Origin of the sequence: Verrucomicrobium sp. BvORR106 (genome assembly GCF_000739655.1) — a bacterium.
GTDB lineage: Bacteria > Verrucomicrobiota > Verrucomicrobiia > Verrucomicrobiales > Verrucomicrobiaceae > Verrucomicrobium.
In genome coordinates this window covers 40,914-62,247 of sequence record NZ_BATR01000007.1, presented here as the reverse complement: position 1 = coordinate 62,247, position 21,334 = coordinate 40,914, and the positions used below count along the sequence as shown (strand labels likewise).

At 60.6% G+C, this 21,334-nt stretch carries 18 protein-coding genes and 1 pseudogene; 11 read left to right on the top strand and 8 right to left on the bottom strand.

Translation table 11 applies throughout. The annotated features are described in order from the left end of the window. Window position 1: 1 nt before the first annotated feature. Complete coding sequence (locus BV106_RS01195; protein ID WP_051944686.1) at window positions 2-760, top strand: TSUP family transporter; 759 nt, start codon at window positions 2-4, stop codon at window positions 758-760. A gap of 196 nt (window positions 761-956) precedes the next feature. On the opposite strand, the gene BV106_RS01190 is transcribed toward BV106_RS01195, so the two are convergent. The 5 genes from BV106_RS01190 to BV106_RS01170 all read right to left on the bottom strand — a co-directional run bounded on the left by BV106_RS01190 (window position 957) and on the right by BV106_RS01170 (window position 3,877). Then, window positions 957-1,337: a hypothetical protein gene (locus tag BV106_RS01190; RefSeq protein WP_038159230.1), complete on the bottom strand. Its 381-nt coding sequence runs from the start codon at window positions 1,335-1,337 to the stop codon at window positions 957-959. Between the two features lie 220 nt (window positions 1,338-1,557). Further along, complete coding sequence (locus BV106_RS01185; protein WP_038159228.1) at window positions 1,558-2,442, bottom strand: hypothetical protein; 885 nt, start codon at window positions 2,440-2,442, stop codon at window positions 1,558-1,560. Window positions 2,443-2,462: 20 nt separating this feature from the next. Next, entirely contained in the window at window positions 2,463-2,909 is a 447-nt protein-coding gene (locus BV106_RS01180; RefSeq protein WP_038159226.1) for a pyridoxamine 5'-phosphate oxidase family protein, read from the bottom strand. 145 nt (window positions 2,910-3,054) lie between these two features. Beyond that, complete coding sequence (locus tag BV106_RS01175) at window positions 3,055-3,351, bottom strand: hypothetical protein (protein ID WP_038159224.1); 297 nt, start codon at window positions 3,349-3,351, stop codon at window positions 3,055-3,057. Between the two features lie 154 nt (window positions 3,352-3,505). Continuing rightward, window positions 3,506-3,877: an EF-hand domain-containing protein gene (locus tag BV106_RS01170; RefSeq protein ID WP_038159222.1), complete on the bottom strand. Its 372-nt coding sequence runs from the start codon at window positions 3,875-3,877 to the stop codon at window positions 3,506-3,508. Window positions 3,878-4,032: 155 nt separating this feature from the next. Between BV106_RS01170 and BV106_RS01165 the strand changes: the two genes are divergently transcribed. After that, window positions 4,033-5,277, top strand: coding sequence for a serpin family protein (locus BV106_RS01165; protein WP_081891419.1), 1,245 nt, complete (start codon window positions 4,033-4,035; stop codon window positions 5,275-5,277). Window positions 5,278-5,389: 112 nt separating this feature from the next. On the opposite strand, the gene BV106_RS01160 is transcribed toward BV106_RS01165, so the two are convergent. After that, a complete protein-coding gene (locus BV106_RS01160; RefSeq protein ID WP_265595203.1) occupies window positions 5,390-6,979 on the bottom strand; it encodes a PhoH family protein in 1,590 nt (529 codons plus the stop codon). Window positions 6,980-7,389: 410 nt separating this feature from the next. Here BV106_RS01160 and BV106_RS01155 point away from each other — a divergent pair, with 410 nt between their 5' ends. From BV106_RS01155 to BV106_RS34860, 9 genes are all read left to right on the top strand, one after another. After that, a complete protein-coding gene (locus BV106_RS01155; protein WP_038159216.1) occupies window positions 7,390-8,238 on the top strand; it encodes a PIG-L family deacetylase in 849 nt (282 codons plus the stop codon). A 1,069-nt stretch (window positions 8,239-9,307) separates the two neighbouring features. Further along, window positions 9,308-11,119 (top strand): potassium-transporting ATPase subunit KdpA, encoded by a 1,812-nt coding sequence (kdpA, locus tag BV106_RS01145; protein WP_038159209.1) that lies wholly within the window; start codon window positions 9,308-9,310, stop codon window positions 11,117-11,119. A gap of 19 nt (window positions 11,120-11,138) precedes the next feature. Beyond that, a complete protein-coding gene (gene kdpB, locus BV106_RS01140) occupies window positions 11,139-13,160 on the top strand; it encodes a potassium-transporting ATPase subunit KdpB (protein WP_038159206.1) in 2,022 nt (673 codons plus the stop codon). Between the two features lie 8 nt (window positions 13,161-13,168). Then, window positions 13,169-13,786 (top strand): K(+)-transporting ATPase subunit C, encoded by a 618-nt coding sequence (gene kdpC, locus BV106_RS01135; protein ID WP_038159203.1) that lies wholly within the window; start codon window positions 13,169-13,171, stop codon window positions 13,784-13,786. Between the two features lie 79 nt (window positions 13,787-13,865). Next, window positions 13,866-14,291, top strand: a complete 426-nt coding sequence (locus BV106_RS01130; protein WP_038159202.1) for a potassium-transporting ATPase subunit C — start codon at window positions 13,866-13,868, stop codon at window positions 14,289-14,291. A 134-nt stretch (window positions 14,292-14,425) separates the two neighbouring features. Further along, window positions 14,426-15,868, top strand: coding sequence for a hypothetical protein (locus BV106_RS01125; protein WP_038159198.1), 1,443 nt, complete (start codon window positions 14,426-14,428; stop codon window positions 15,866-15,868). A 16-nt stretch (window positions 15,869-15,884) separates the two neighbouring features. Continuing rightward, window positions 15,885-18,542 carry a sensor histidine kinase KdpD gene (locus BV106_RS01120; protein WP_038159194.1) on the top strand — a complete coding sequence of 886 codons (2,658 nt, stop codon included), beginning with the start codon at window positions 15,885-15,887 and terminating at the stop codon, window positions 18,540-18,542. Further along, window positions 18,539-19,237, top strand: a complete 699-nt coding sequence (locus BV106_RS01115) for a response regulator (RefSeq protein WP_051944683.1) — start codon at window positions 18,539-18,541, stop codon at window positions 19,235-19,237. Before BV106_RS01120 ends, BV106_RS01115 begins: the two co-directional genes overlap by 4 nt. A 71-nt stretch (window positions 19,238-19,308) precedes the next feature. Continuing rightward, window positions 19,309-20,082 carry a helix-turn-helix transcriptional regulator gene (locus BV106_RS34860; RefSeq protein ID WP_081891418.1) on the top strand — a complete coding sequence of 258 codons (774 nt, stop codon included), beginning with the start codon at window positions 19,309-19,311 and terminating at the stop codon, window positions 20,080-20,082. A 448-nt stretch (window positions 20,083-20,530) separates the two neighbouring features. On the opposite strand, the pseudogene BV106_RS39195 reads toward BV106_RS34860, so the two are convergent. Beyond that, a pseudogene (locus BV106_RS39195) lies at window positions 20,531-20,653 on the bottom strand (VOC family protein); the annotation flags it as partial. Between the two features lie 55 nt (window positions 20,654-20,708). Next, window positions 20,709-21,311: a hypothetical protein gene (locus tag BV106_RS01105; RefSeq protein ID WP_265595202.1), complete on the bottom strand. Its 603-nt coding sequence runs from the start codon at window positions 21,309-21,311 to the stop codon at window positions 20,709-20,711. Window positions 21,312-21,334: the final 23 nt, after the last annotated feature.

The following is a 21,334-nucleotide window of genomic DNA, read 5'->3' as shown; positions in this document are numbered from 1 at the left end:
TATGCCACTTTATGTCTGGTTCCTCCTGTTCCTGGCGGGCTTCGCAGGTGGTTTCATCGATTCCATCGCGGGCGGTGGCGGGCTCGTGACGGTGCCGGCGCTGCTGGCCGTTGGCCTCCCGCCGCAGGTGGCTCTGGGCACCAACAAGCTCCAGTCCTCCTTCGGCACGCTCATCGCCGTCGTGAGATATGCCCGGGCCGGACTGCTGGGAACGCGCTGGCTCTGGCTGGCGGTGGTGGCAGCCCTGTTCTCCTCCATGGCCGGTGCCTGGGCGGTGAGCGCGCTCGATACGAGTTTGTTGAAACAACTCATTCCGTGGCTGCTGGCGGCCGTGGCGGTGTACACCATGCTGAACCGGAAATTCGGCCTCACCGCCGGTCAGCAACGCGTGGCTCCTGTGGTGTTCGCCTTGCTGGCAGGTCTCGCGCTGGGGTTCTACGATGGCTTTTTCGGCCCTGGGACGGGCTCATTCTGGACGGTGGCCGTGGTGACCTTGCTGGGGCTGGATCTCAGGACGGCCACGGGCTATACGAAGACAGCCAATCTGGCCAGCAACGTGGGAGCCCTGGGCATCTTCCTGGCACATGACGCCGTGCACTTCGGAGCCGGTGGGGCCATGATTGCCGGACAACTGTTGGGGGCGAGGCTGGGGTCCGGGCTGGTGGTGAAGAAAGGCGCGCAATTCATCCGGCCGGTGTTTTTGACCGTGGTGGCGGTGCTTACTGCGAAGCTGTTTTGGGATCTGGTCGCGGGGCGGTGAAATTTTTAACCACAGAGGCACAGAGAACACAGAGGGAATGCAACTGAGGTTTAGACAGAATTAGGGTTCAGCTTCTATTTGGCCGAGATGTTGTTGAATTCTAATTCTGTGAATTTTGTTAATTCTGTCTAAAAAATCATTCCTCTGCGCTCTCTGTGCCTCTGTGGTTAAACTCAACGGTTGCCTCCGCCTCTGCTCACTCTCGGGTGTGCACTTCACTGGCGACTTTCAAGGTTGCCTTACCCTGCTTGGTGGCAAGCTCAGCCCAAACCTGCCCCGACTCTTTGACCAGCGTCTGGGTGCTTTGATCATATTTCAAACTGGTAATGACGGAGACCTCGGGACTGGCTAGCAAATCGGCCTGACGCACCTGTACGGCGGTCACGCGAAGCACATCATGCGAGGGGGCGTGAATGCTCAAGACGATGGTGGACTGCGTCTGGCTGTCGTCTGATTCACGGACATAACATCCTGCCAGTGATGAGGAGACAGTTTGCGCGGAGTCGGCTTTGAGCGACGAGGCGAAAGGTGCGGTCAACGCGGCAAGGAGGATGACTAGGAAATAGTGTTTCAACATGAGTTTGGGCGGTGAAATTTTTTGCAACCACAGAGGCACAGAGCACACAGAGGAATACTGTTTTAGACAGAATTAATGGAATTAACAAAATTGCGTTTCGAGCTTCGGCTTGGCGTCCACTCGCATTCTCCGGAAGCTGAATCCTAATTCCGTAGATTCCGTTAATTCTGTCTAAACCTCAGTTCCAGTCTCTGTGTTATCTGTGCCTCTGTGGTTAAATCTAATCATTGCCTCCGCCTCCGCTGCCAAAGTCCTTTTGATACCTCTGCAGCAGCGCCGCGCCCTCATCCCTCGCATTGGGGACGATGTAGATTTTCCCCAGGATCGACTTAGTTTCGCCGGGCTTCACCTCGCCGATGCGGAAGTCGCTGTGAAGGCAGCGGGCCACTCCTTGGAACAGCTCCTGGTAGGGGCTGAAGGCGACGGCGAAGATCCACTGATCATCCTGGCTGAAGCAGCCGATGAGTCCGTGGCTGGGGACGAGGGTGCTCAACGGACGCGGGTTCACATCAGTGCGTGGCACGTCCTTGGGGCACCAGACCTGTCCAGGGGTGTGGAGTGCCTGGGTGGCCCAGGGATTGGTGGGCAGCCGGGTGAGGCACCCGTTGAGGAAGATGAAACTACGGTCCAGCTTGATGTTCACCTCCTTGGGGTCGGCGGTCTCGCCCCCGGCGAAGTCTCCCAGGCGGATGCACGGCTGGGCCCAGTGAGCCTCGTTGAGGTGGTGGGTGGGATTGTGGACCTTGAGGGTGAAGGTGATTTCATCGTCCCCGGCCCGGATTTCATGGTCCACCACCAGTCCGTCTTTCACCTGACAGCGGAGGTTCAGGCTCTTGCCGTCGGGTGGGGCGGAGATGAGCTCTGTCGTATGTCCCACCGTCGTGTGTGTGACCCAGTCCGCCGCAGTGGAGCCGGCGCGGCAGTAAGCCTCCAGGTAGTTGATGCGGATCTCACCCTTCGGCAGGTGGCCGCCATTGACGACCAGCCAGTGGCCCTCCCGGGCGAGGTGCAGCGTGGGCTTCGCTACTGCTGTGGGAGTCGGTTCCTGGGCGCAGATTGGCGCGGCGGCAGAGGTGAGGGTGGCGAGAAAGGTGCGACGGCGCATAAGGAAAAGGGGCTGATTCGTTACATCAGCGGCACTTCATGGTAGTGCAGCGCCCATTCCCGCATGTACCGCACACGGTGGGGCTGGATGCGGTAGATGATGAGTTCAGGATTGTCCGGCGTGCCCAGATAGGCCCGCAGCAGGGCGTTGCCCGCCCAGATGTCTTCCAGCAGGGCGCGGTCGGTGACGACTTCCGCCGCCCCGGTGATACGGACCTGATTGTGATCGGCGTCCAGGTAGCACAGCTCCACCTTGGGATTCTGGGCGATCTCTTCCGTCTTGTGGTAGCTGCGCAGATTGGCGATGAAGACGGTAAACCCATCTGTCTTCACAGGGGAGACGGGGCGCACGCGGGGCTGATCGCCATCCATGCTGGAGAGCATGGGGAACTTGGCGGCACGCATGGTGGCCAGGGCAAGTGAAGGGAGTTCCGCCGGATCGACGGGTTTGACGGCAGGGGGTGGCATGAGAGAAAAACGGTGATCGAGCCGCCATTTTGGCAGAAGCCCCCGCTTTCCTGCCAGCAAAAGAAAAGGCCACCTTCACTCTCGTGAAGGCGGCCGAAATCAAACGATCGGGTAGTCCCGTACGTTGGTGGAAGGGAGAGCCAGATTACTTGGCTTCCTTTTCCTTCTTGGGACCAGCGGCAAGGAATTCTTCCTTGCTGATGTCGCCGCTCTTGTCTTTGTCTTTGCGGTCGAACTGCTTCTCAGCCTTGGCTGCGTCGGGAGCGCCCTTGGTGAACTCTTCCTTGGTCAGCTTGCCGTCGCCGTTGCCGTCTTTCTTGGTGAAGGCGGCTTCAGTCGGGCCCTTGGGCTTGTCTCCTTCGGGCTTCTTGGCGGCTTCGTCAGCGGCAAAGGAAAGGGAAGCGGTGGCAAGAAGGGCAAAGAGAACTGCGGTGATTTTCATGACTATGTTACTCTAGTTTGGTTATGCTTTGGGTTTCAGTGGCACGCGGCAGGCCGGGGCCTGAAGGTGCTTGCTGCTGAAACGAAGCGCCCCCGCCGTCATTGCACCTATTTTTCAGGAAAATGACAGCCAGGGGGCGGTGGAGGGGACTGGATCAGGGCTTCTTGTCGCCTTCAGGCTTTTTCTCACCTTCGGGCTTGGCGGGCTTTTTGCCCTCTTCACCGGGCTTGCCGGGGCGGCCTTCAGGGCGGGCGGCGAACTCTTCCTTGGAGAGCTTGCCATCCTTGTCCTTGTCCTTGAGTTCGAAGCCTTTTTCAGCGCGCTCAGGATTCTTCTGGGCGAAGGGGGCGGCCTTGAACTCGTCCTTGCTCAGGGAGCCGTCGCCATTGGCGTCGAGCTTCTTGAAGGCTTCTTCAGGGTTGCGCTTGGCGCCGTCACCACCGGGGCCCTTGGGCTTGTCGCCATCGGCGGCCAGGGCAAGGGAGGCGCTGAGAGCGAGGGCGAAAAGGGTAAGCATCGTTTTCATAATCGGTATCTGAATGAGGATTGCTGATGTTATGGTTTGGCACGCACTCCGGAGCGGATGGCATGGAGCACGAGGCTGGATGAACGTTGGCCGGAAGGCATAGTTGCAGATTTTTTTCTTCTCTTCCTTCGAAGCGGGCGGCATGATTTTGCTTCATGAAAGTGTGTTCACGCTGGTGGGCGGGATGGGTGGTCGCAGGTTTACTGGGGCCGCTGGGGCATGGTGCTGCGCAGGCAGATACACCTCGGGTGGGGGCCCGGGCATCGAATGTCCTGGCCTTCAAGCTGGCACCCGCATTGCAAACGATGCCGGACAACTACGTGATGTGTCCGTATGCCCTGCATCGCACCCTGTCCCTGGTGATGGAGGGATCGGAGGGGAAAACCCGGGAAGAATTGCTCCAACTGCTGGGATGGGAGGGGGATGCTGCCGCTCGATCTGAGGCCATCAAGCGCCTCGGGGAGTCATTGGGGAAATCGGCGGCGGATGGCAAAGTGATCATCGATTCGACGATGAATCTGCTGATACGCAAAGGCGTACAACTGGAGGATCCCTTTCTGGATGCGGCCCAGAATACATACGGGGTGCTACCTCAGGTGCTCAAGAGTGACGATCCCGCGAGTGCCGCGGAAGCCATCAACGAGCTGATCCGGCGGGGGACCCGGGGACGCATCACGGATCTGGTGCCTAAAGGGGGGCTGGGGAGTGATCCCAATGCGCTGGCTCTGGTGAACACGCTGTATTTCAAGGGGCCATGGGCAGACCGCTTTCCTCCGCAGGATACTGTGCAACGGGTGTTCTGGGTGCCCTCAGTCAGGAGGGACAAGCAGGTCATGATGATGCGGAGGAAAGGCACTCTGCGTCACGTCAAGATGGAGGCCCAGGGGTATGGGCTGCTGGAGATGCCAATGGGGGACCGGTCACAGGACTACAGCATGCTCATCCTGCTGCCTGCCGCACAGGACGGGCTGCCCGCGGTGGAAAAGGCTCTCACTCAGGTTGGGCTGGAGGAGGCCATCGGCAAACTTGAGTCCACTCAGGTGACGGTGCACCTGCCCCGGTTCTCCTTTTCCCTGGGCGGGGAGCTTTCGATGCTGCTACGTGCCTTGGGGGCCGGAAGAGTGATCACTCCCGGGGGTGCGGAGTTGGGGCCGATGAGCCGGAGCCAGCCTCTCTTTCTCAGTGGACTCTACAAGGAGACCACAGTGGATGTCAATGAAGCGGGGGCAGAGGCGACGTCTGCCCTCTATGCGCCTGCAGATCCTTTTGGCGGCGGCAAGCCTCCGGAGGAGAAGGGGCCGATCCCCGTGCTCTTCATCGCCAACCACCCGTTCCTTTTCTACATCCGCCATCAGCCCAGCGGTTTGATCCTGGTGATGGGACGGGTGGGGAATCCCTAGTCACAGGTTCGATGGGGCAACATCCGTGATGTGCCTCAGGGGGGCCAAAACAATGCCGGCCTGGGCGATGAGCCCAGGCCGGCATCGGTGTCTGAGAGCGGGAGTAAATGAACTACAGCAGGCGGGCCCCGGCTTCCGCGAGCGGGCTGCGCTCGCCCTTGCCCAGCGGGACGTGTGCGGCAAAGGACTGGCCGCGCATGCGCTGGCGGGTGTACACCAGGCCGTTGCTGCGGCTGTCCACATATGGGTTGTCGATCTGGGCGGGATCGCCGATGAGGACCAGCTTGCTGCCACGGGACATGCGGGTGACCACGGTCTTGGCCTCCAGCGGGGTGAGCTGCTGCGCCTCATCCAGGATGAAGAAACGGTCCGGGATGCTGCGGCCGCGGATGTAGCAGAGCGCCTCGATCTCGATCACGCCGGACTGCACCAGCGGATCGTAGGGGGCGGCGGCGCTGCCGGAGGCCATGCTCTGCAGGGGCGGGTTGGGGTTGCCATGACGGGAGGTCTTCTTCTTGCTGAAGCTGGGATTGGCAGCAGGGCGGGTCAGCAGATCCAGGGCATCGTACACCGGCTGGAGCCAGGGGCGCATCTTCTCATGCAGGGAACCGGGGAGGAAGCCGATGCCCTGGCCCATGGCGACGATGGGGCGGCTCACGGTGATGCCGGAGTAGGTGTTTCCCATCACCTGGGAGAGACCTGCGGCACAGGCCAGCAGCGTCTTGCCCGTGCCCGCCTGGCCGAAGCAGGTGACCAGGGAGATCTCCGGGTTCATGAGCGCATCCAGCAGGCAGGCCTGGCCCAGGTTCATGGGCTTGATGGTGCGGCCCTGCAGGATCTTGAGCGACTCCGGCACCTGCAGTTTGATGAAGGAGCCCGTGGCGCTGAAGCGCGCGGGCATGGTGTTCTTCTCCCCGGCGGAGAGCAGGACGTATTCGTTCACGGCCAGCGCGGGATAGCGGCGTGGCTCCAGCTCCAGCGTGGCGCTGCTGGCAAAGCGCTGCAGCTCATGTGAGGTCACCTGCACGGTGACGAGCTCGGTTTGGGAAACTTCGCGGGCCTCCACCTTGTCATGCAGATAGTCCTCACAGGGCATGCCCACGGCGCGGGCCTTGAGCTGCATGTTCAGATCCTTGCTTACCAGGATCACCGGATGATCCGCGATGTGACCCAGCCAGAGGGCGCAGGCGAGGATGCGGTGATCCGGCTTCTCCATGTCATGAAACACGCGTTCAAAGCGCTGCACCGGCTTGGATTGAAGCGCTTCCTTGAGGTCAAACACCACCAGGCGCACGCGGCCTCCGCCGGCAGTGGTCACCCCCTGCATGACGTCCGCGCCGGGCTGTGAAAAGGCGCGGGAGAGGGCACGGTGCACCTCGCGGGCGTTGGCTCCTCGATCGCTGGGTTCGTTCTTGAACCGGTCCAGCTCGCCCAGCACATCCACGGGGATGCACACTTCATTGTCCTCGAACCTTTGCAGGCAGGCCGGATCATGCAGCAGCACGTTGGTGTCCAGCACAAAGGACTTCACCCGGGTGCTCTGGGCGGAGCCGTTCCGCCCGTTGACTCCTCGCTTCCTTCGCGTCCCTGTTCCGCCGCTTCCGTACTGGACGCCGCCCCCGTTGCCGTTTTCCCTCCCGTTAGTGATTTCCTCTTCGAGACTCAGCATCAGTTCGGGGGAAGGAGCGGCTTCGTGGAGCATATAGGGTGTTGTTGGGGTGGTTGAAGGTTCAGGGTTGACCAGCCAGCAGTGGGGTTAGCCCGACCATGGCGGAAAAAGAAAACCGCCCATAAGGAACGCAGAGGCGTCCTCGGGCGGTTGGGGTCGTGCGGATGAAGCGTACATCCGAATTAATTAAGTTCGTCAAAGTAAACACGACTTTGAGTGGCAACTGCAAGCATAAAAACCACGATCCCTCCATTTTCATGGAGAATCGCGTGACAGATCTGTTGCATGCCTAAAGCGTGCCAGATGCTCCGGTAACCTTGGGCCGCCCGGTCCGAAACTTGGAGATTTTTGCTCCCAATGTGCCGGTTTCGGACATTCGTCTTTCGGAATGCCACCAATCGCCTTGCCCCGAGGCGGTTTCCGCTCATCGTGAACCACCTGCCATGCTCTTTCGCCACTCCAAAGCCGACCTGTTTGTCCCCGATCAGACTGACCCCGCCCAGGCATTTGCCCGGGTGACCCACCTTGGCATCGTCAGCCACCAGGACGACCTGGAAATCGCGGCCTATCACGGCATCACCGAGTGCTTTCGGCGGGATGAAAAGTGGTTCGGCGGCGTGGTGGTGACGAACGGATCCGGCAGCCCGAGAAAGGGGCCGTATGCCCACTACACGGATGAGGAGATGCTGGAAGTGCGCAAGCACGAGCAGCGGAAGGCCGCCTTCGTCGGCGAGTACAGTGTAATGGTCCAGCTGGGCTATCCCAGCGAAGACGTGAAGACCGGCCGCAAAGAAGACGTCTCTGATGACCTTCTGCGCATCCTCAAGCTGACTCAGCCCCAGTTTGTGTATCTGCACAATCCGGCGGACCGTCATGACACCCATGTGGCCACCTTCCTGCGTTGCCTGGAAGCCCTGCGCTCCCTGCCCAAAGAGGCCCGCCCCCAGCGGGTGTACGGCTGTGAAGTCTGGCGCAAACTGGACTGGCTGCTCAGCGAGGACAAGGTGATGCTCTGGGTGGACCAGTATCCGCATTTGATCGGTGCGCTGCTCGCAGTGTTCGACTCCCAGATCAGCGGTGGCAAGCGCTATGACCTGGCCGAGGAAGGCCTGCGCCGTGCGAATGCGACCTATTTTGACTCCCACACGACCGATGCGACTAACTCGCTCACGTTTGCGATGGATCTGACGCCGCTCATCCAGGATGATACCTTGAACCCTGAAGAATTTGCCCTGGGATTTGTGGATCGCCTGAAGGATGACGTGCGGGCACGGATGCGGAAGTTTGCTTGAGGAGAGGTTTAGGCGCGCTGCGCGCTGGTTGAGGGGCCCGCAAGCGGGCTGTTGAGGCGCTCCGCTGGTTTAGGCGGCGCGAGCGCCTGGGGGGGATGGGGTGAGAGGTGAGAGGTGAGAGGTGAGAGGAAACGCCTTTCGCCTCCGATGTTGCAAGCCGACTTCATGTCCGGCCTCTTTTAGGCATCCTCCACCTGGATGCGAAGCATCTTTAGGAGTGCGGCGAGAATCGCCGCTTTGGGGAGTCCTGTGTTGGACTGAAGGCGGGGAGACGTGAACGGAGGGATGATGGTCGGCTTCGCTGGAAGGTGTAAGGGGATCGAACCTCACAAGGCGTAGCGAAAGCGGTGATGCTCACCGCAGTCCCAAAACGGCTGCGCCGTCAGGTGATGGGGACGCTGAGGGCAGAGGGTGCCTGGCGGGCTTGCGATATCGGAGGGTGATTGAATGGCAGGCCAGGATGGATGTTCATCACCTGGATGCGAAGCATCTTTAGGAGTGCGGCGAGAATCGCCGCTTTGGGGAGTCCTGTCTGACTGAAGCCGGGATACGTGAACGGAGGGATGATGGTCGGCTTCGCTGGAAGGTGGTGAGGGGGATCGAACCTCACAAGGCGTAGCGAAAGCGGTGATGCTCACCGCAGTCCCAAAACGGCTGCGCCGTCAGGTGATAGAGGTGCTGAGGACAGAGGGTGCCCGGCGGGCTCGCGATGCCGGTGGCCCAGGCGCATCCCCCATCCGCCCCGTCGTTTTAACACTTTTTTAACACCTCTTGGCCCCCTTTTAATTCGAGGGCCAGAGCGGGTGGAGGATCGTGGTTCCAATGAAACATCCAACCCGGAACCACCCATGACTGACCTCCTCTACATCGCTGCCTTCACCGGCTTCTTCCTCGTGAGCGGACTCTATGTCCGGTTCTGCGAGAAACTCTAACCCCGCCCTCCACGCACACCATGGAAACCATCCTCGTGGGCGGCGTCGCGCTGCTCCTCTTCATCTACCTCTTCACGGCCATGATCCGTCCGGAGAAGTTCTGATTCTTTCCTGAAACTCTTTCACCCATCCATTTCATGCACACATCAGACTGGCTGCAGCTCGCCCTTTTCATCGGGTTGCTGGCCGTGATCACCAAGCCTCTCGGCCTCTATCTCACGCGGGTTTTGGATCCGCAGGGGCGGACCTTCCTGGACCCGGTGTTGGGTCCTTTGGAAAGACTCACCTATGCTCTCATGGGCGTGGACCGCACGCGGGAGCAGAACTGGAAGCAATACACCGTGGCCATGCTGCTCTTCAGCGTGGCAGGCTGTGCGTTCACCTACGCCATCCTGCGGTTGCAGCATCTGCTGCCCTTCAACCCCCAGGGGCTCGGGCCGTTGAATCATCATCTGGCTTTCAACACGGCCATCAGCTTCACCACCAACACCAACTGGCAGAGCTACGGCGGGGAGGGGACGGTGTCCTACTTCTCCCAGATGGTGGGGCTGACCCTTCACAACTTCACCTCGGCTGCCACAGGCATCGCCATCGCGGCCGCCCTTGTGCGTGGCATCACGCGCCAGTCCACCGGAGTGCTGGGAAATTTCTGGGTCGATCTGGTTCGATCCACCTACTACCTGCTGCTGCCTCTGAGCCTGGTGTTCGCGATCTTCCTGGTCTCCCAGGGCATGATCCAGAACTTCAAGCCCTATGACACCGCCACGCTTCTGGAGCCGCAGAAGGTGCAGGTGGAGAAGAAGACTGAGGCGGGCGAAACCGTCCAGGGTGCCGATGGCAAACCCGTCATGGAGGAGCAGGTCATCACGACGCAAACCATTGTGCAGGGGCCCATGGCCTCCCAGGTGGCGATCAAGATGCTGGGCACCAATGGCGGTGGTTTTGCCAATGCCAATGCGGCTCACCCTTTCGAAAACCCCACGCCGTTGTCGAACTTCTTGCAGATGCTCTCGATCTTCGCGATCGGCAGCGGGCTGACTTACTACCTCGGCCGCATGACCAAAAACCAGGCGCATGGCTGGTCGGTCTGGGGCGCGATGATGACCCTGTTCGTGGCCGGGGTGTTGATTTGCTGGTGGGCAGAGGCCCGGGGCAATCCCATTCACCAGGCGCTCGGCGTCTCGCTCACGGATGGCAACATGGAAGGCAAGGAGGTGCGCTTTGGCATCATGAATTCCTCACTGTTCGCCACGGTGACCACCGCCGCCTCCTGCGGTGCGGTGAATGCCATGCATGACTCATTCACGGCCATCGGCGGCCTGGTGCCCTTGTTCATGATGGAACTGGGCGAGGTGGTGATCGGTGGGGTGGGTGCCGGGCTCTATGGCATGCTCGTCTTTGTGGTGCTCGCCGTGTTCATCGCGGGACTCATGGTGGGGCGTACGCCCGAGTATCTGGGCAAAAAGATCCACGCCTATGATGTGAAGATGGCCATGCTCTCGCTGCTGGTCCTGTGCCTGTCCATCCTCGGCTTCACCGCCTGGGCATCCGTGAGTGACTGGGGCCTGGCCGGTCTCAACAATGCCGGCCCGCACGGGTTCAGCGAAATGCTGTATGCCTACAGTTCCACCACCGCCAACAACGGCAGTGCCTTTGGTGGTCTCACGGCGAATCCTGCCAACGGTGATCCGCACTACAACGTCACGCTTGGCTTTGCCATGCTCATCGGCCGTTTCCTCATGATCATCCCCATCATGGCGCTGGCCGGTTCTCTGGTGCAGAAAAAGATCTCCCCTCCAAGTGTCGGCACGTTTCCGGTGGCAGGGGTCACGTTCACCGTCCTGCTGATTGGCACCGTGCTGCTCGTTGGGGCGCTCAACTTCCTGCCTGCCCTCGCCCTGGGCCCCATTGTCGAGCACTTCCTGATGCTCAAGGGCCAGTTGTTCTAAACCTTTATTTCCTAAGACCATGTCTCATCAAGTTCCTTCTCTGTTTGACTGGAAGATCGCCGGACCGGCGGTCGGCGGGGCGTTCAAGAAGCTCGACCCGCGCCTCATGTTCAAGAACCCCGTCATGTTTGTGACGATGGTTGGCGCGGTGCTGACCACCGCCAGCATCTTCACCGCCAGCGCTGACCGCTTCTTCATTGTCCAGTTGGCCATCTGGCTCTGGTTCACGGTGTTGTTCGCCAACTTCGCGGAGGCAATGGCCGAAGGTCGTGGCAAGGCCCAGGCGGACTCCTTGCGCAAGGCGCGTAAAGACACCGTTGCCCGCCGTGTGCGCAGCGGCAAGGAGGAGCGGGTCCCTGCTCCCGAGCTGCAAAAGGGCGATGTCGTGGTGTGTGATGCCGGAGATGTCATCCCTGCCGATGGCGAGGTGATCGAGGGCATCGCCAGCGTGGACGAGGCCGCCATCACGGGTGAGTCCGCTCCGGTGATTCGTGAAAGTGGCGGTGATCGCAGTGCGGTCACCGGCGGTACCAAGGTCATCAGTGACCGTATCATCATCCGAATCACTTCGGAGAAGGGGAACACCTTCCTGGATCGCATGATCTCGATGGTGGAAGGAGCCAAGCGTCAGAAGACGCCCAACGAGATCGCCCTGACGATTCTGCTCTCGGCCCTCACACTCATCTTTCTGCTTGTGGTGGTGACGTTGAAGCCGTTTGGCATCTATGCCGGGACGAACTTCACCTTGCCGGTGCTCATTGCCCTGCTCGTGTGCCTCATTCCCACCACCATCGGTGGGCTGCTGAGTGCCATCGGCATCAGCGGGATTGATCGTCTCATCCGTCGCAACGTCATGGCCACCAGTGGGCGCGCCGTGGAAGCGGCCGGCGACATCGATGTCCTGCTGCTTGACAAGACGGGCACGATCACGATCGGCAACCGCATGGCTTCAGACTTCCGCCCTGCTCCGGGTGTGTCCGAGCAGGAACTGGCGGACGTCGCACAACTCGCCTCCCTGGCGGACGAGACGCCGGAGGGCCGCAGCATCGTGGTGCTGGCCAAGGAGAAGTTCAACATCCGCGGTCGTGAGCTGGCAGAACCCCATGCCACCTTCGTTCCCTTCACCGCCCAGACCCGGATGAGTGGGGTGGATCTCGACGGGCGCAGCATTCGCAAGGGCGCGGCGGAATCCGTCCGCCGCCACATCGAGGCGTTGGGAGGCGCTTATCCCACCGAAGTCGAGAAGATGGTGGAAGCTGCCGCCCGGGCCGGTCGCACGCCCCTGGTGGTGGCGGAAGGTTCCCGTGTGCTCGGTGTGGTGGAGCTCAAGGACGTGGTCAAAGGAGGGATCAAGGAGCGCTTCGCCCAACTGCGCAAGATGGGCATCCGCACCGTGATGATCACCGGGGACAACCCCATGACTGCCGCCGCCATCGCTGCCGAAGCGGGCGTGGATGACTTCATGGCCCAGGCCACACCGGAGGACAAGCTCAAGCGCATCCGTACGGAGCAGGCGGAGGGGCACCTCGTCGCCATGACGGGTGACGGCACCAATGATGCCCCGGCCCTGGCCCAGGCGGATGTGGGCGTGGCCATGAACACCGGCACCCAGGCCGCACGTGAAGCTGGCAACATGGTGGACCTGGACAGCAACCCCACCAAGCTCATCGAGATCGTGGAGATTGGGAAACAACTCCTCATGACCCGCGGCTCGCTGACGACCTTCAGCATCGCCAACGACGTGGCCAAGTACTTTGCCATCATCCCGGCCATGTTGATGGTGACCTTCCCGGCCATCGCCCCGCTCAACATCATGGGCCTGGCTTCGCCGCAGAGCGCCATCCTCAGCGCCATTGTCTTCAACGCGCTCATCATCATCGCCCTCATTCCCCTGGCCCTTCGTGGTGTGGCCTACCGGCCCGTGGGGGCGGTGGCGGTGCTCCGTCGCAACCTCTGCATCTACGGGCTCGGCGGCCTGGTCCTGCCCTTCGCGGGCATCAAGGCCATCGATGTCATCATCACCACCCTTCACCTTGCCTGATACACACTATGAAACAACTCATTCATGACCTTCGCGGAGCCGTGGTGTCCACGCTCGTCTTCACTGTGGTGCTTTGCGGCGCCTACCCCCTCGTGGTCTGGGCAGTGGCCCAGACCGCCTTTCCCGACAAGGCCAATGGCAGCCTCATCAAGGATGCCGATGGCACGGTGAGAGGCTCCACTCTGCTGGGGCAGAACTTCACTGGGGAGGCGTGGTTCCAGCCGCGCCCCTCTGCGGCCGGTGCGTTTGGCTATGACGCTGCCAGCTCCAGCGGCAGCAACCTCGGCCCAACGTCCCAGAAGCTGGCGGATGCCATCAAAGAACGTGTTGCGGCTTATCGAACCGCCAACGGCCTTGCCGAGACCGAATCTGTGCCCGCGGATGCAGTGACGGCCTCCGGCAGCGGCCTGGATCCCCACATCAGTCTCCGCAATGCCGAGCTGCAAGCAGGTCGGGTGGCCCGGGCGAGGAATCTCACCGTGGAGCAGGTGCGCGTGCTCATCGCCCGCTGCACGCAGAAGCCTGATGCCGGCCTGCTGGGCGATGCGGGCGTGAACGTGCTCCAACTCAATCTTGAGCTGGAGCGGATGCCGCACAGCGCCACCAGCAGCACGGGGACGCCTTGATCAATCCGACTCATGCCTGACCGGGAAGGTGATTCCCAAGTCCCTCCCGGTCTTTCAACCATCCCCATTTATCCAAGCCATGAAAGCGCAAACCAATGACAGTTTTCCCATTCGCATCATGGGGTTCTTTGCGGCGGGCCTCGTGTTGATGTTTCTTCTGTTCTCCGGCATGGCCGCCTACATGCGGCACCTGCGTGCCGATGATGCCAGGCCGATACCGGATGAAAAGGTGGTCGCGGAGCAGTTGCTGGCGGAGAAGCTCACCGGTCCCCGCTACTTCGAGCTCGATGAGCCAACCACAGAAACGCCCCGCCCTTTCCTCAGCCCGTTCCAGGCGAAGCAACAAATCGAACGGATTGCCCGGGAGCGGCATCTGGATGCCGCCGGAGTGCAGAAGGTGGAGCAGCTCATTGAGAAGCTGACGGAGCCGCCGCCGTCCCGGGCGATCGGGACCGACCGGGTCAATGTGTGGCGGTTGAACCTGGCCCTGGATGAACTGCCCTAGCGTGTCGCCGTCCGCCGGCTCCAGCCAGGCGGGCGGGACAATCCCGAGACCTCCCTCATCGAAAGGGTGGTCCCGGGACTGCCCCTCCGTGGGCGGTTCGCAAACCGTCAGTTCATTCTTCACAACCCACTGCCATGAATCAGGCTCAAACCATCTTTGCCATTCCCACCTATCGATTGCGGGACGTGCCCGCGACCATCGAGGCCTATGATGACAATTTCTGGCGCAACGGCCATGCGGCACGCATGGTGATCTTTGACGACTCCAGCCTGGCCGCCCACCAGAAGTACTACGAGCTGCTGGAGCAGACGCGCACGGCCAATGAACTCTATTATGTGGGGCCGAGGGAGAAGGAGCAGTTCATTGATTTCCTGAACCGCAAGCTGCGTGACCGCAAGCTGGAGTCCCTGGTTCGCAGTCTCTTCCGCCCCAGCTACGGGGGGAACCGCAACTTCACCCTCATCTACACGCTGGGGCACTACCTGATCAGCTCGGACGATGACATGCGGCCCGATGCATTCATTGAGGAGAGCATGGAGACTCTTGGGGCCAACGAGATCTGCCGGGGCAAGCTCTGCCGCACCTCGCAGAATGGCTACGTCAGCAAATCGTTCGACTTGCTCGCTGCCTTCAAAGATGCCCTTGGCAAGAAGGCCGGGCAGATGCCTGCTAACTACGAAAAAGGGGAGCTCGTGGTGGATACGGCCATGGATCTGGAGACCAACACCACCACCAGTTTCTCCCGTGAGAATTCGCTCATGCTCCAGTCCGGGCCGTTGTCGAAGGATGCAGTGGTGAAGATCGCGCAGACCTACCGCACCGGCACCAACGACATCGATGCGCTCGACTACGTGGAGATGTTTCTGGGGGACGAGAGCCAGACGGACATCGATGCCCTGAATGACGTCTATGTGCTGGTGAACTTCCGACCCGTGGTGACGAAGAAGAACTGGCGCATCGACTGTGGGGTGGCTGGCTATGACAACCGCCTGGGCCTGCCGCCGTTCTTTCCCACCCGACTGAGGTTCGAGGACTACATCTACCGGCTCTGGATCCAGCAGCCTGGCGTGGCCGCCGCTCATGTGGACGCGGTGCAGCGCCATACGAAGAACAACTACATGCGCAATCCCCTGGCCATGGAGGTCTTCAACGAGGAGCTGTGCAGCCTGCTCAAGAAGAAGATCAAGGACAGCGTGTATCACCGGGATGATCTCGGTATCAAGTTCCGCTACAACGGTGAGGTGACCCTGGAGGACACCCAGGAGATCTTGGGGAAGGTGACGGCCGTGCACGCCCGCGTCCAGGCTGCGGCGTCGGCCTGCAAGGATCCCGCCCGGCAGCAGACGCTCAAGGTCTTTGCGGAGAATCTGGCGAAGGTGTTCTATGGCTTTGAGCCGGACTTCTTCCAGCAGAACGTGAGTCGTATTGTAGATGATGTCATCAGCCAGATCCACGCCTCGCTCGAACTCTGGCCGACCCTGGTGGAGATCTGCTATTATCAGAAAGACAAGCAGGCATTTCCCCAGACTCGTGTTAAGAACAAGCGGGTGAAACCCGGTGCCTCTGAGACGCTTTGATCCACCTGCCATCGCGATGACTGAACCCCAGCGCCCCGACCCCGATGCCCTGCTGGCTGAGCTGCAGCGCACCGAGCAGGCATCCCGTCTCGGAAGGCTCTTCATCTTCCTGGGGATGTGCCCGGGCGTGGGCAAGACTTACGCCATGCTCCAGGCGGCCCGGCAGAGGCAGAAGGAAGGAGCCCGGGTGCTGGTGGGCGTGGTGGAGACGCATGGACGGTCAGAGACCGCTGCTCTGCTGACGGGGCTTCCTGTCCTGCCCCGCCGGCAGTTGGAGCATCGGGGGCACACGCTGGAGGAGTTTGATCTGGATGCTGTGTTACAGCAGCGGCCGGATCTGGTGCTGGTGGATGAGCTGGCCCATAGCAATGTGCCCGGCTCCCGCCATGCCAAGCGCTATCAGGACGTGCTCGAACTCGTCGGCGCAGGCCTGGATGTCTATACGACCGTCAACGTTCAGCACATTGAGAGCCAGGTGGACATCGTCCGTCAGATCACTGATGTGACCATTCGGGAAACGGTGCCGGATTCCATCCTGGATCATGCCGATGAGATTGAGCTCGTTGACCTGAGTGTCGAGAAACTCCTGGACCGCATGGCCTCAGGCAAGGTTTACCTTGGCGACCGTGCGGAGTGGGCCGTATCCAACTTCTTCAAGGAGGGCAATCTCACCGCACTGAGGGAGATGGCACTCCGGTTCACGGCGGAACATGTGGACCGTGATCTGGTGGACATCCGGCGGGCTCGAAGGGTCAGCACGGCGTGGAAGACGCAGGCGCGTCTCCTCGTGGGGGTGGGCCCCAGTCCGTATTCCGAAAGTCTCATCCGCTGGACGCGTCGCGCCGCTGCCCGGCTCGGCTGTCAGTGGATTGTGGCCTGGGTGGACAGCACCCGGCGGCTGGTGCCAGCGGAGCAGGAGCGTCTTGCCCGTTCCCTCGCCCTGGCCCGCAAGCTGGGCGCAGAGGTGGTGAGCGTTTCTGGAGAGGATGTGGCCGCAGCGCTTTTGCAGGTCGCCCGCGAGCGCAACGTCAGCCAGATCGTGGTGGGCAAGCCCGGAGGTTCGTCGTGGTGGCGCAAGTCCCTGTCAGACCGGCTCGTCCAGGAAAGTGGTGACATTGACGTCTGCATGGTGCGGCCGGAAAGCAGCGGAAGTCAGACGGAAACGTCCAGGCTGCAGACAGCGGAGGCGGTGATGACAGGCGGAGTCCTGCCAGAGTACTTCTGGGCCATCGGTCTTACCTTTGGCGCAGCCGTGCTGGGCTGGCTGGCACTGGCCTATACCGGCTACGTCTTCGTCGGGTTGCTGTTTCTGCTGGTGGTCATCCTGGCCGCCGTGCGGCTGGCCCGTGGGCCGGTGCTGTTGATGGCGGCGCTGAGCGCGTTTCAGTGGGATTATTTCTTCATCCCTCCGCGGTTCACGTTCCACATCAATCAGCCGCATGACATCGTCATGTTCGTGATGTTCTTCATTGTGGCCTTCAGCATGGGGCATCTCACCACGAGATTGCGCCAACGGGAGCAGGCGGAGCGTCGGAGGCAGAGGCAGACCGCCGCCCTGTTGCGTGTTACCCAGAGCGCCGCGTTGACGGCTGAACCCGAGCGGGGGCTGGAGGAGGCGCTGACTGCCATCAATGAGTTCCTTCGCGCGGACACGGCCGTGGTCGTGCGCAATCTGGATCGTTCCCTTCCCCATGCCGTGCATGCGGCCAGCACCTTCCAACCCAGTGGAAAGGAGTGGGGCGTGATCAACTGGAGCTATCAGAACAAGCAGGCTGCCGGCCGGTTCACGGACACTCTGCCTGAGTCCGAGGCGGCGTGGTTCCCGCTGCAAACCGCCACTTCACAGATGGGCGTGTTCGGCGTGCGTCTGCGGGAGGCGTCAATCATGGACTTCACCACCCGTCAGTCCATCGAGGCCTTCGCGCTCCAGCTGGCACTGGTGCTGGAGAAGGAGCACTTCATCTTTGCTGTGCGTCATGCGGAGCTCATGGAGCAGTCGGAGCGTCTGCAGCGCACGCTGCTGGACAGCGTCTCGCATGAGTTGAAGACACCGCTTGCCGTCATTCACGCAGCTCTCGAGGGGCTTTCCGGCACCAAGAACGCGTATCTGGATGAGATTCACACCGCATCGGCGCGTTTGCAGCGGGTGGTGAATCATCTGCTGCAAATGACCCGCATCGAGTCCGCCGCCGTCCGGCCGGTGCGGGAGTGGTGTGTGGTCGGTGATCTGATCGAGCAGGCAAAAGAATCCGCCGGGGCGGCGCTCGACAATCATCCGCTCACCCTCGACGTTTCACCGGATCTTCCCGCTGTGAAACTGGACCCCAATCTCTTCTCCCAGGCCCTGGCCAACATCCTGCACAATGCGGCGGTGTACACCCCTCCAGGCAGTCCTGTAGAGGTTCAGGCCACCCTGGGTCACGGTGGCACGCTGACCGTGCGTATTGCGGATCGCGGCCCAGGCCTGCCGGCCGAGGCGGAGGAGCAGGTGTTCCAGAAGTTTTATCGCGGGCCTGGCAGCCCCACGGGCGGCACCGGACTGGGCCTGTCGATCACACGGGCGTTGCTGCGCTCGCTGGATGGCGAGGTGAAAGCCTCGAACCGTCCCGGCGGCGGCGCGGAATTTGTGATCACCCTGCCTGTGGAAACCCTGCTCACACCATCGCTTCCATGAGTGTTTCCTCGATACCCAGCCAAGGTCGTGCCCTCGTGGTGGATGATGAGGTGCAGCTGCGGCGTTTGCTGCGTCTGGCGCTGGAGAGCAAGGGCTATGAAGTCTTTGAAGCGGGCACCGGCTCGCTGGGTCTCTCTGAGGCGGCGTTCCGTCATCCTGATGTGATCCTGCTGGATCTGGGTCTGCCCGACATGGACGGACTGGAGGTGCTCAAGCGGCTTCGTGAATGGACTGAGACCCCGGTGCTTGTTTTGTCGGTTCGTGACCAAGAGGCCACCAAGGTGGCGGCGCTGGAGAACGGCGCGGATGACTATGTCACAAAGCCATTTTCCACCGCAGAACTGGCGGCTCGTTTGGTGGCGATTCAAAGACGACGCAAGACCCCGGAGGAACCTGCTCTGGAGCTGGGAAAGTTATTCCTCGATCTCGCCGCACGGGAGGTGAAACTCGCCGGCGCCGAGCTCAAGCTCACGCCGATCGAATACAACCTGCTCAAGCTGCTGGCCCGCAATGTGGGCAGGGTGATCACGCAGAAGCAGATCCTGAAAGACGTGTGGGGCCCCAATGCCACGGAACAGGCCCAGTACCTGCGCGTGTATGTGGCCCATCTGCGCAAGAAGCTGGGCGACGCGGCAGGCGTGCAGATTCGCAATGAGCCGGGGATTGGTTATCGGATGGTGGTGGAGGATTCTTAGTTCTTGGTTCGAACTTCTGCGCACGAAGCATTTTCCGCCCTGATTTCACGGTTGCGAATGTTTCGCATCCGATGATACTTTTGCGTATGGCCTCCGGTTACTTGTCTCAAGCCCGCCTCAAGGCCTTTTCAGATTGTTTGCACCGGATCTACGGGGAACCCACGGGTGAGAACCCGTTGACGGGCATCATGGATGCGATTGAGCAACTGCTACCCATGAGCAGTCTTTCCGTGGATCATGTGAATCCGGTGGATTTGTCTATGAAGCACATAGACGACCGTTACACGGAAGCACTGCCGGAGATCCATGAGGTGGTGTCGCAGCTCATCCATGATCATCCCGGAGTGCAACATCTCATCAAGCACGGACCTATGCCGGTGCAGCGTCTGTCCGATTTCGTCAGCGAGCGCCAGTTGCGTGAAATCTCGCTCTACGGGCATGTGAACAAGCTGCACACCTTTCGCGATCAGGCGTGCATGCTGGTGGGCGTGCCAGATGGAGCCATGGCCTTTGTCATCAATCACGATCGCATCTATTCCGATGAGCAGGTGGAACTGCTGGGTATGCTGCAACCTCATGTGCAGCGGGTCATGGGGAGGTGTGCTCTGTTTGCCCGGTTCAAGACCAACGGTCACCTCACACCGCGGGAGCGCGAGGTGCTTTTCTGGATGACACGGGGCAAGCGGGACGAAGAAATGGCCACGATCCTTCGCGTGGGAGTGAGGACGATCCACGAGCACGTGCGGCGCATCCTGGCCAAGCTGAATGTGGAAAATCGCACCTCTGCCGTGGCAGTGGTGTTGAGCGGGTCCGAGGTGGATGCGGAGCCGCCGTGGGGAGGGTGATAAGTTGTTTGGTCTTGATTGTTAGATTGACGCTTTTCCAGGCAAGGGGCCGGGTGTCGTGGCCGATGTCGATGAGGAGAGAGGATTTGTGAATAATCTGCTAGGGAGGGGGTGTGTGACAGCCTGAAGAGAGGGGGAGACAAAGAGTCGTTCGCGGCGGTCCAGTGCCGTGCAGGGGTGGGTCCTGGTCGCCTCGACGATTGACTCCTGAACCTGATTGGGCGTTACGATTCATCCTCACACAAAGGCACGAAGGCACAAAGAAGATTCATGTGGCGAGGATCCAGATGAAGCTGTTGGTAGTACAAACTTCAGTTTGCCTCAGTGCATCAAGGGTAAGGCGTGCTGAGGCAAACTGAAATTTGAACTTACGAACAGAGCCCCGCCGACTACATCAGGAAGCCGTCTTCGTGCCTTGGTGCCTTTGTATGAGAATGAAAAACTTCTTTTCGACAGCGAACATGACACGGCGAATGCCCATGGTGTTCACGGGAGCGTCCATGGGGCCAAACCTGAGGGGTTCGGGCGTGTGAAATTTGTCCAGCTCAACGTCCTGTCCGTCGGGAGTAAGATGGAATCCAGTGACTCGAGAAGGCGGCGTCCCTGGCGCGCTTCTTGGAGTTCTGCTACGGCAGTGCCGCCACGCTGTAGTTCTGAGCCTCCGCAAGCTTTTTGATGAACTCGACAGCATCCTGGGCTTCATCAGGCAAACTGCCTGTAAGCAAGGTCAACGCTTCGCCAAAACGTGACAGCTCGCGCAACGCTTCCGCTTTCATCAGCCGCTGATCCGGATCGTCTTCTGACAAGATGGCGGCAAATGCTTCGAGATTCTGGAGATGGAGATCTGACAACGTTGATGCTTCCGATTGACGTATCTGGTCATTCCCGAGCCACCAGAGTCTCATCCGGACATACCTCATTTTTTCATTGGTATCGGCGACACCGCTGTTCACGGCAACGATGTAGTCTTCCTCAACGGGGTCTTCGGCATATTCAAGATCCTTCCAATCAGGGTTCGGTGGTTCATCGTCGAAGTAGCTGATTTGACCGATTTCTTCGCACTCGTCTGACCAGAAGAGAACTCCCTCTGCGGGGCTTTTTCTTAGCCAGGGCTCGTCTGAGAGACAGGGGGCTTCACACTTTCCATCTGTCCAAAATGTTGCGCCAAATGTATTACCAGAACCGTCGGTAGCGATTTTGACCGGCTTGTTGCAGCCGGGAACCTTCATGATGAGGGTGGGGCCGGGGGTCA

What these genes read in the sequence shown, in the direction of transcription:
- BV106_RS01195 (WP_051944686.1), top strand. Translation starts at nt 2, where the DNA reads ATGCCACTTTATGTCTGGTTCCTCCTGTTCCTGGCGGGCTTCGCAGGT.
- BV106_RS01190 (WP_038159230.1), bottom strand. Translation starts at nt 1,337, where the DNA reads ATGTTGAAACACTATTTCCTAGTCATCCTCCTTGCCGCGTTGACCGCA.
- BV106_RS01185 (WP_038159228.1), bottom strand. Translation starts at nt 2,442, where the DNA reads ATGCGCCGTCGCACCTTTCTCGCCACCCTCACCTCTGCCGCCGCGCCA.
- BV106_RS01180 (WP_038159226.1), bottom strand. Translation starts at nt 2,909, where the DNA reads ATGCCACCCCCTGCCGTCAAACCCGTCGATCCGGCGGAACTCCCTTCA.
- BV106_RS01175 (WP_038159224.1), bottom strand. Translation starts at nt 3,351, where the DNA reads ATGAAAATCACCGCAGTTCTCTTTGCCCTTCTTGCCACCGCTTCCCTT.
- BV106_RS01170 (WP_038159222.1), bottom strand. Translation starts at nt 3,877, where the DNA reads ATGAAAACGATGCTTACCCTTTTCGCCCTCGCTCTCAGCGCCTCCCTT.
- BV106_RS01165 (WP_081891419.1), top strand. Translation starts at nt 4,033, where the DNA reads ATGAAAGTGTGTTCACGCTGGTGGGCGGGATGGGTGGTCGCAGGTTTA.
- BV106_RS01160 (WP_265595203.1), bottom strand. Translation starts at nt 6,979, where the DNA reads ATGCTCCACGAAGCCGCTCCTTCCCCCGAACTGATGCTGAGTCTCGAA.
- BV106_RS01155 (WP_038159216.1), top strand. Translation starts at nt 7,390, where the DNA reads ATGCTCTTTCGCCACTCCAAAGCCGACCTGTTTGTCCCCGATCAGACT.
- kdpA (WP_038159209.1), top strand. Translation starts at nt 9,308, where the DNA reads ATGCACACATCAGACTGGCTGCAGCTCGCCCTTTTCATCGGGTTGCTG.
- kdpB (WP_038159206.1), top strand. Translation starts at nt 11,139, where the DNA reads ATGTCTCATCAAGTTCCTTCTCTGTTTGACTGGAAGATCGCCGGACCG.
- kdpC (WP_038159203.1), top strand. Translation starts at nt 13,169, where the DNA reads ATGAAACAACTCATTCATGACCTTCGCGGAGCCGTGGTGTCCACGCTC.
- BV106_RS01130 (WP_038159202.1), top strand. Translation starts at nt 13,866, where the DNA reads ATGAAAGCGCAAACCAATGACAGTTTTCCCATTCGCATCATGGGGTTC.
- BV106_RS01125 (WP_038159198.1), top strand. Translation starts at nt 14,426, where the DNA reads ATGAATCAGGCTCAAACCATCTTTGCCATTCCCACCTATCGATTGCGG.
- BV106_RS01120 (WP_038159194.1), top strand. Translation starts at nt 15,885, where the DNA reads ATGACTGAACCCCAGCGCCCCGACCCCGATGCCCTGCTGGCTGAGCTG.
- BV106_RS01115 (WP_051944683.1), top strand. Translation starts at nt 18,539, where the DNA reads ATGAGTGTTTCCTCGATACCCAGCCAAGGTCGTGCCCTCGTGGTGGAT.
- BV106_RS34860 (WP_081891418.1), top strand. Translation starts at nt 19,309, where the DNA reads ATGATACTTTTGCGTATGGCCTCCGGTTACTTGTCTCAAGCCCGCCTC.
- BV106_RS01105 (WP_265595202.1), bottom strand. Translation starts at nt 21,311, where the DNA reads ATGAAGGTTCCCGGCTGCAACAAGCCGGTCAAAATCGCTACCGACGGT.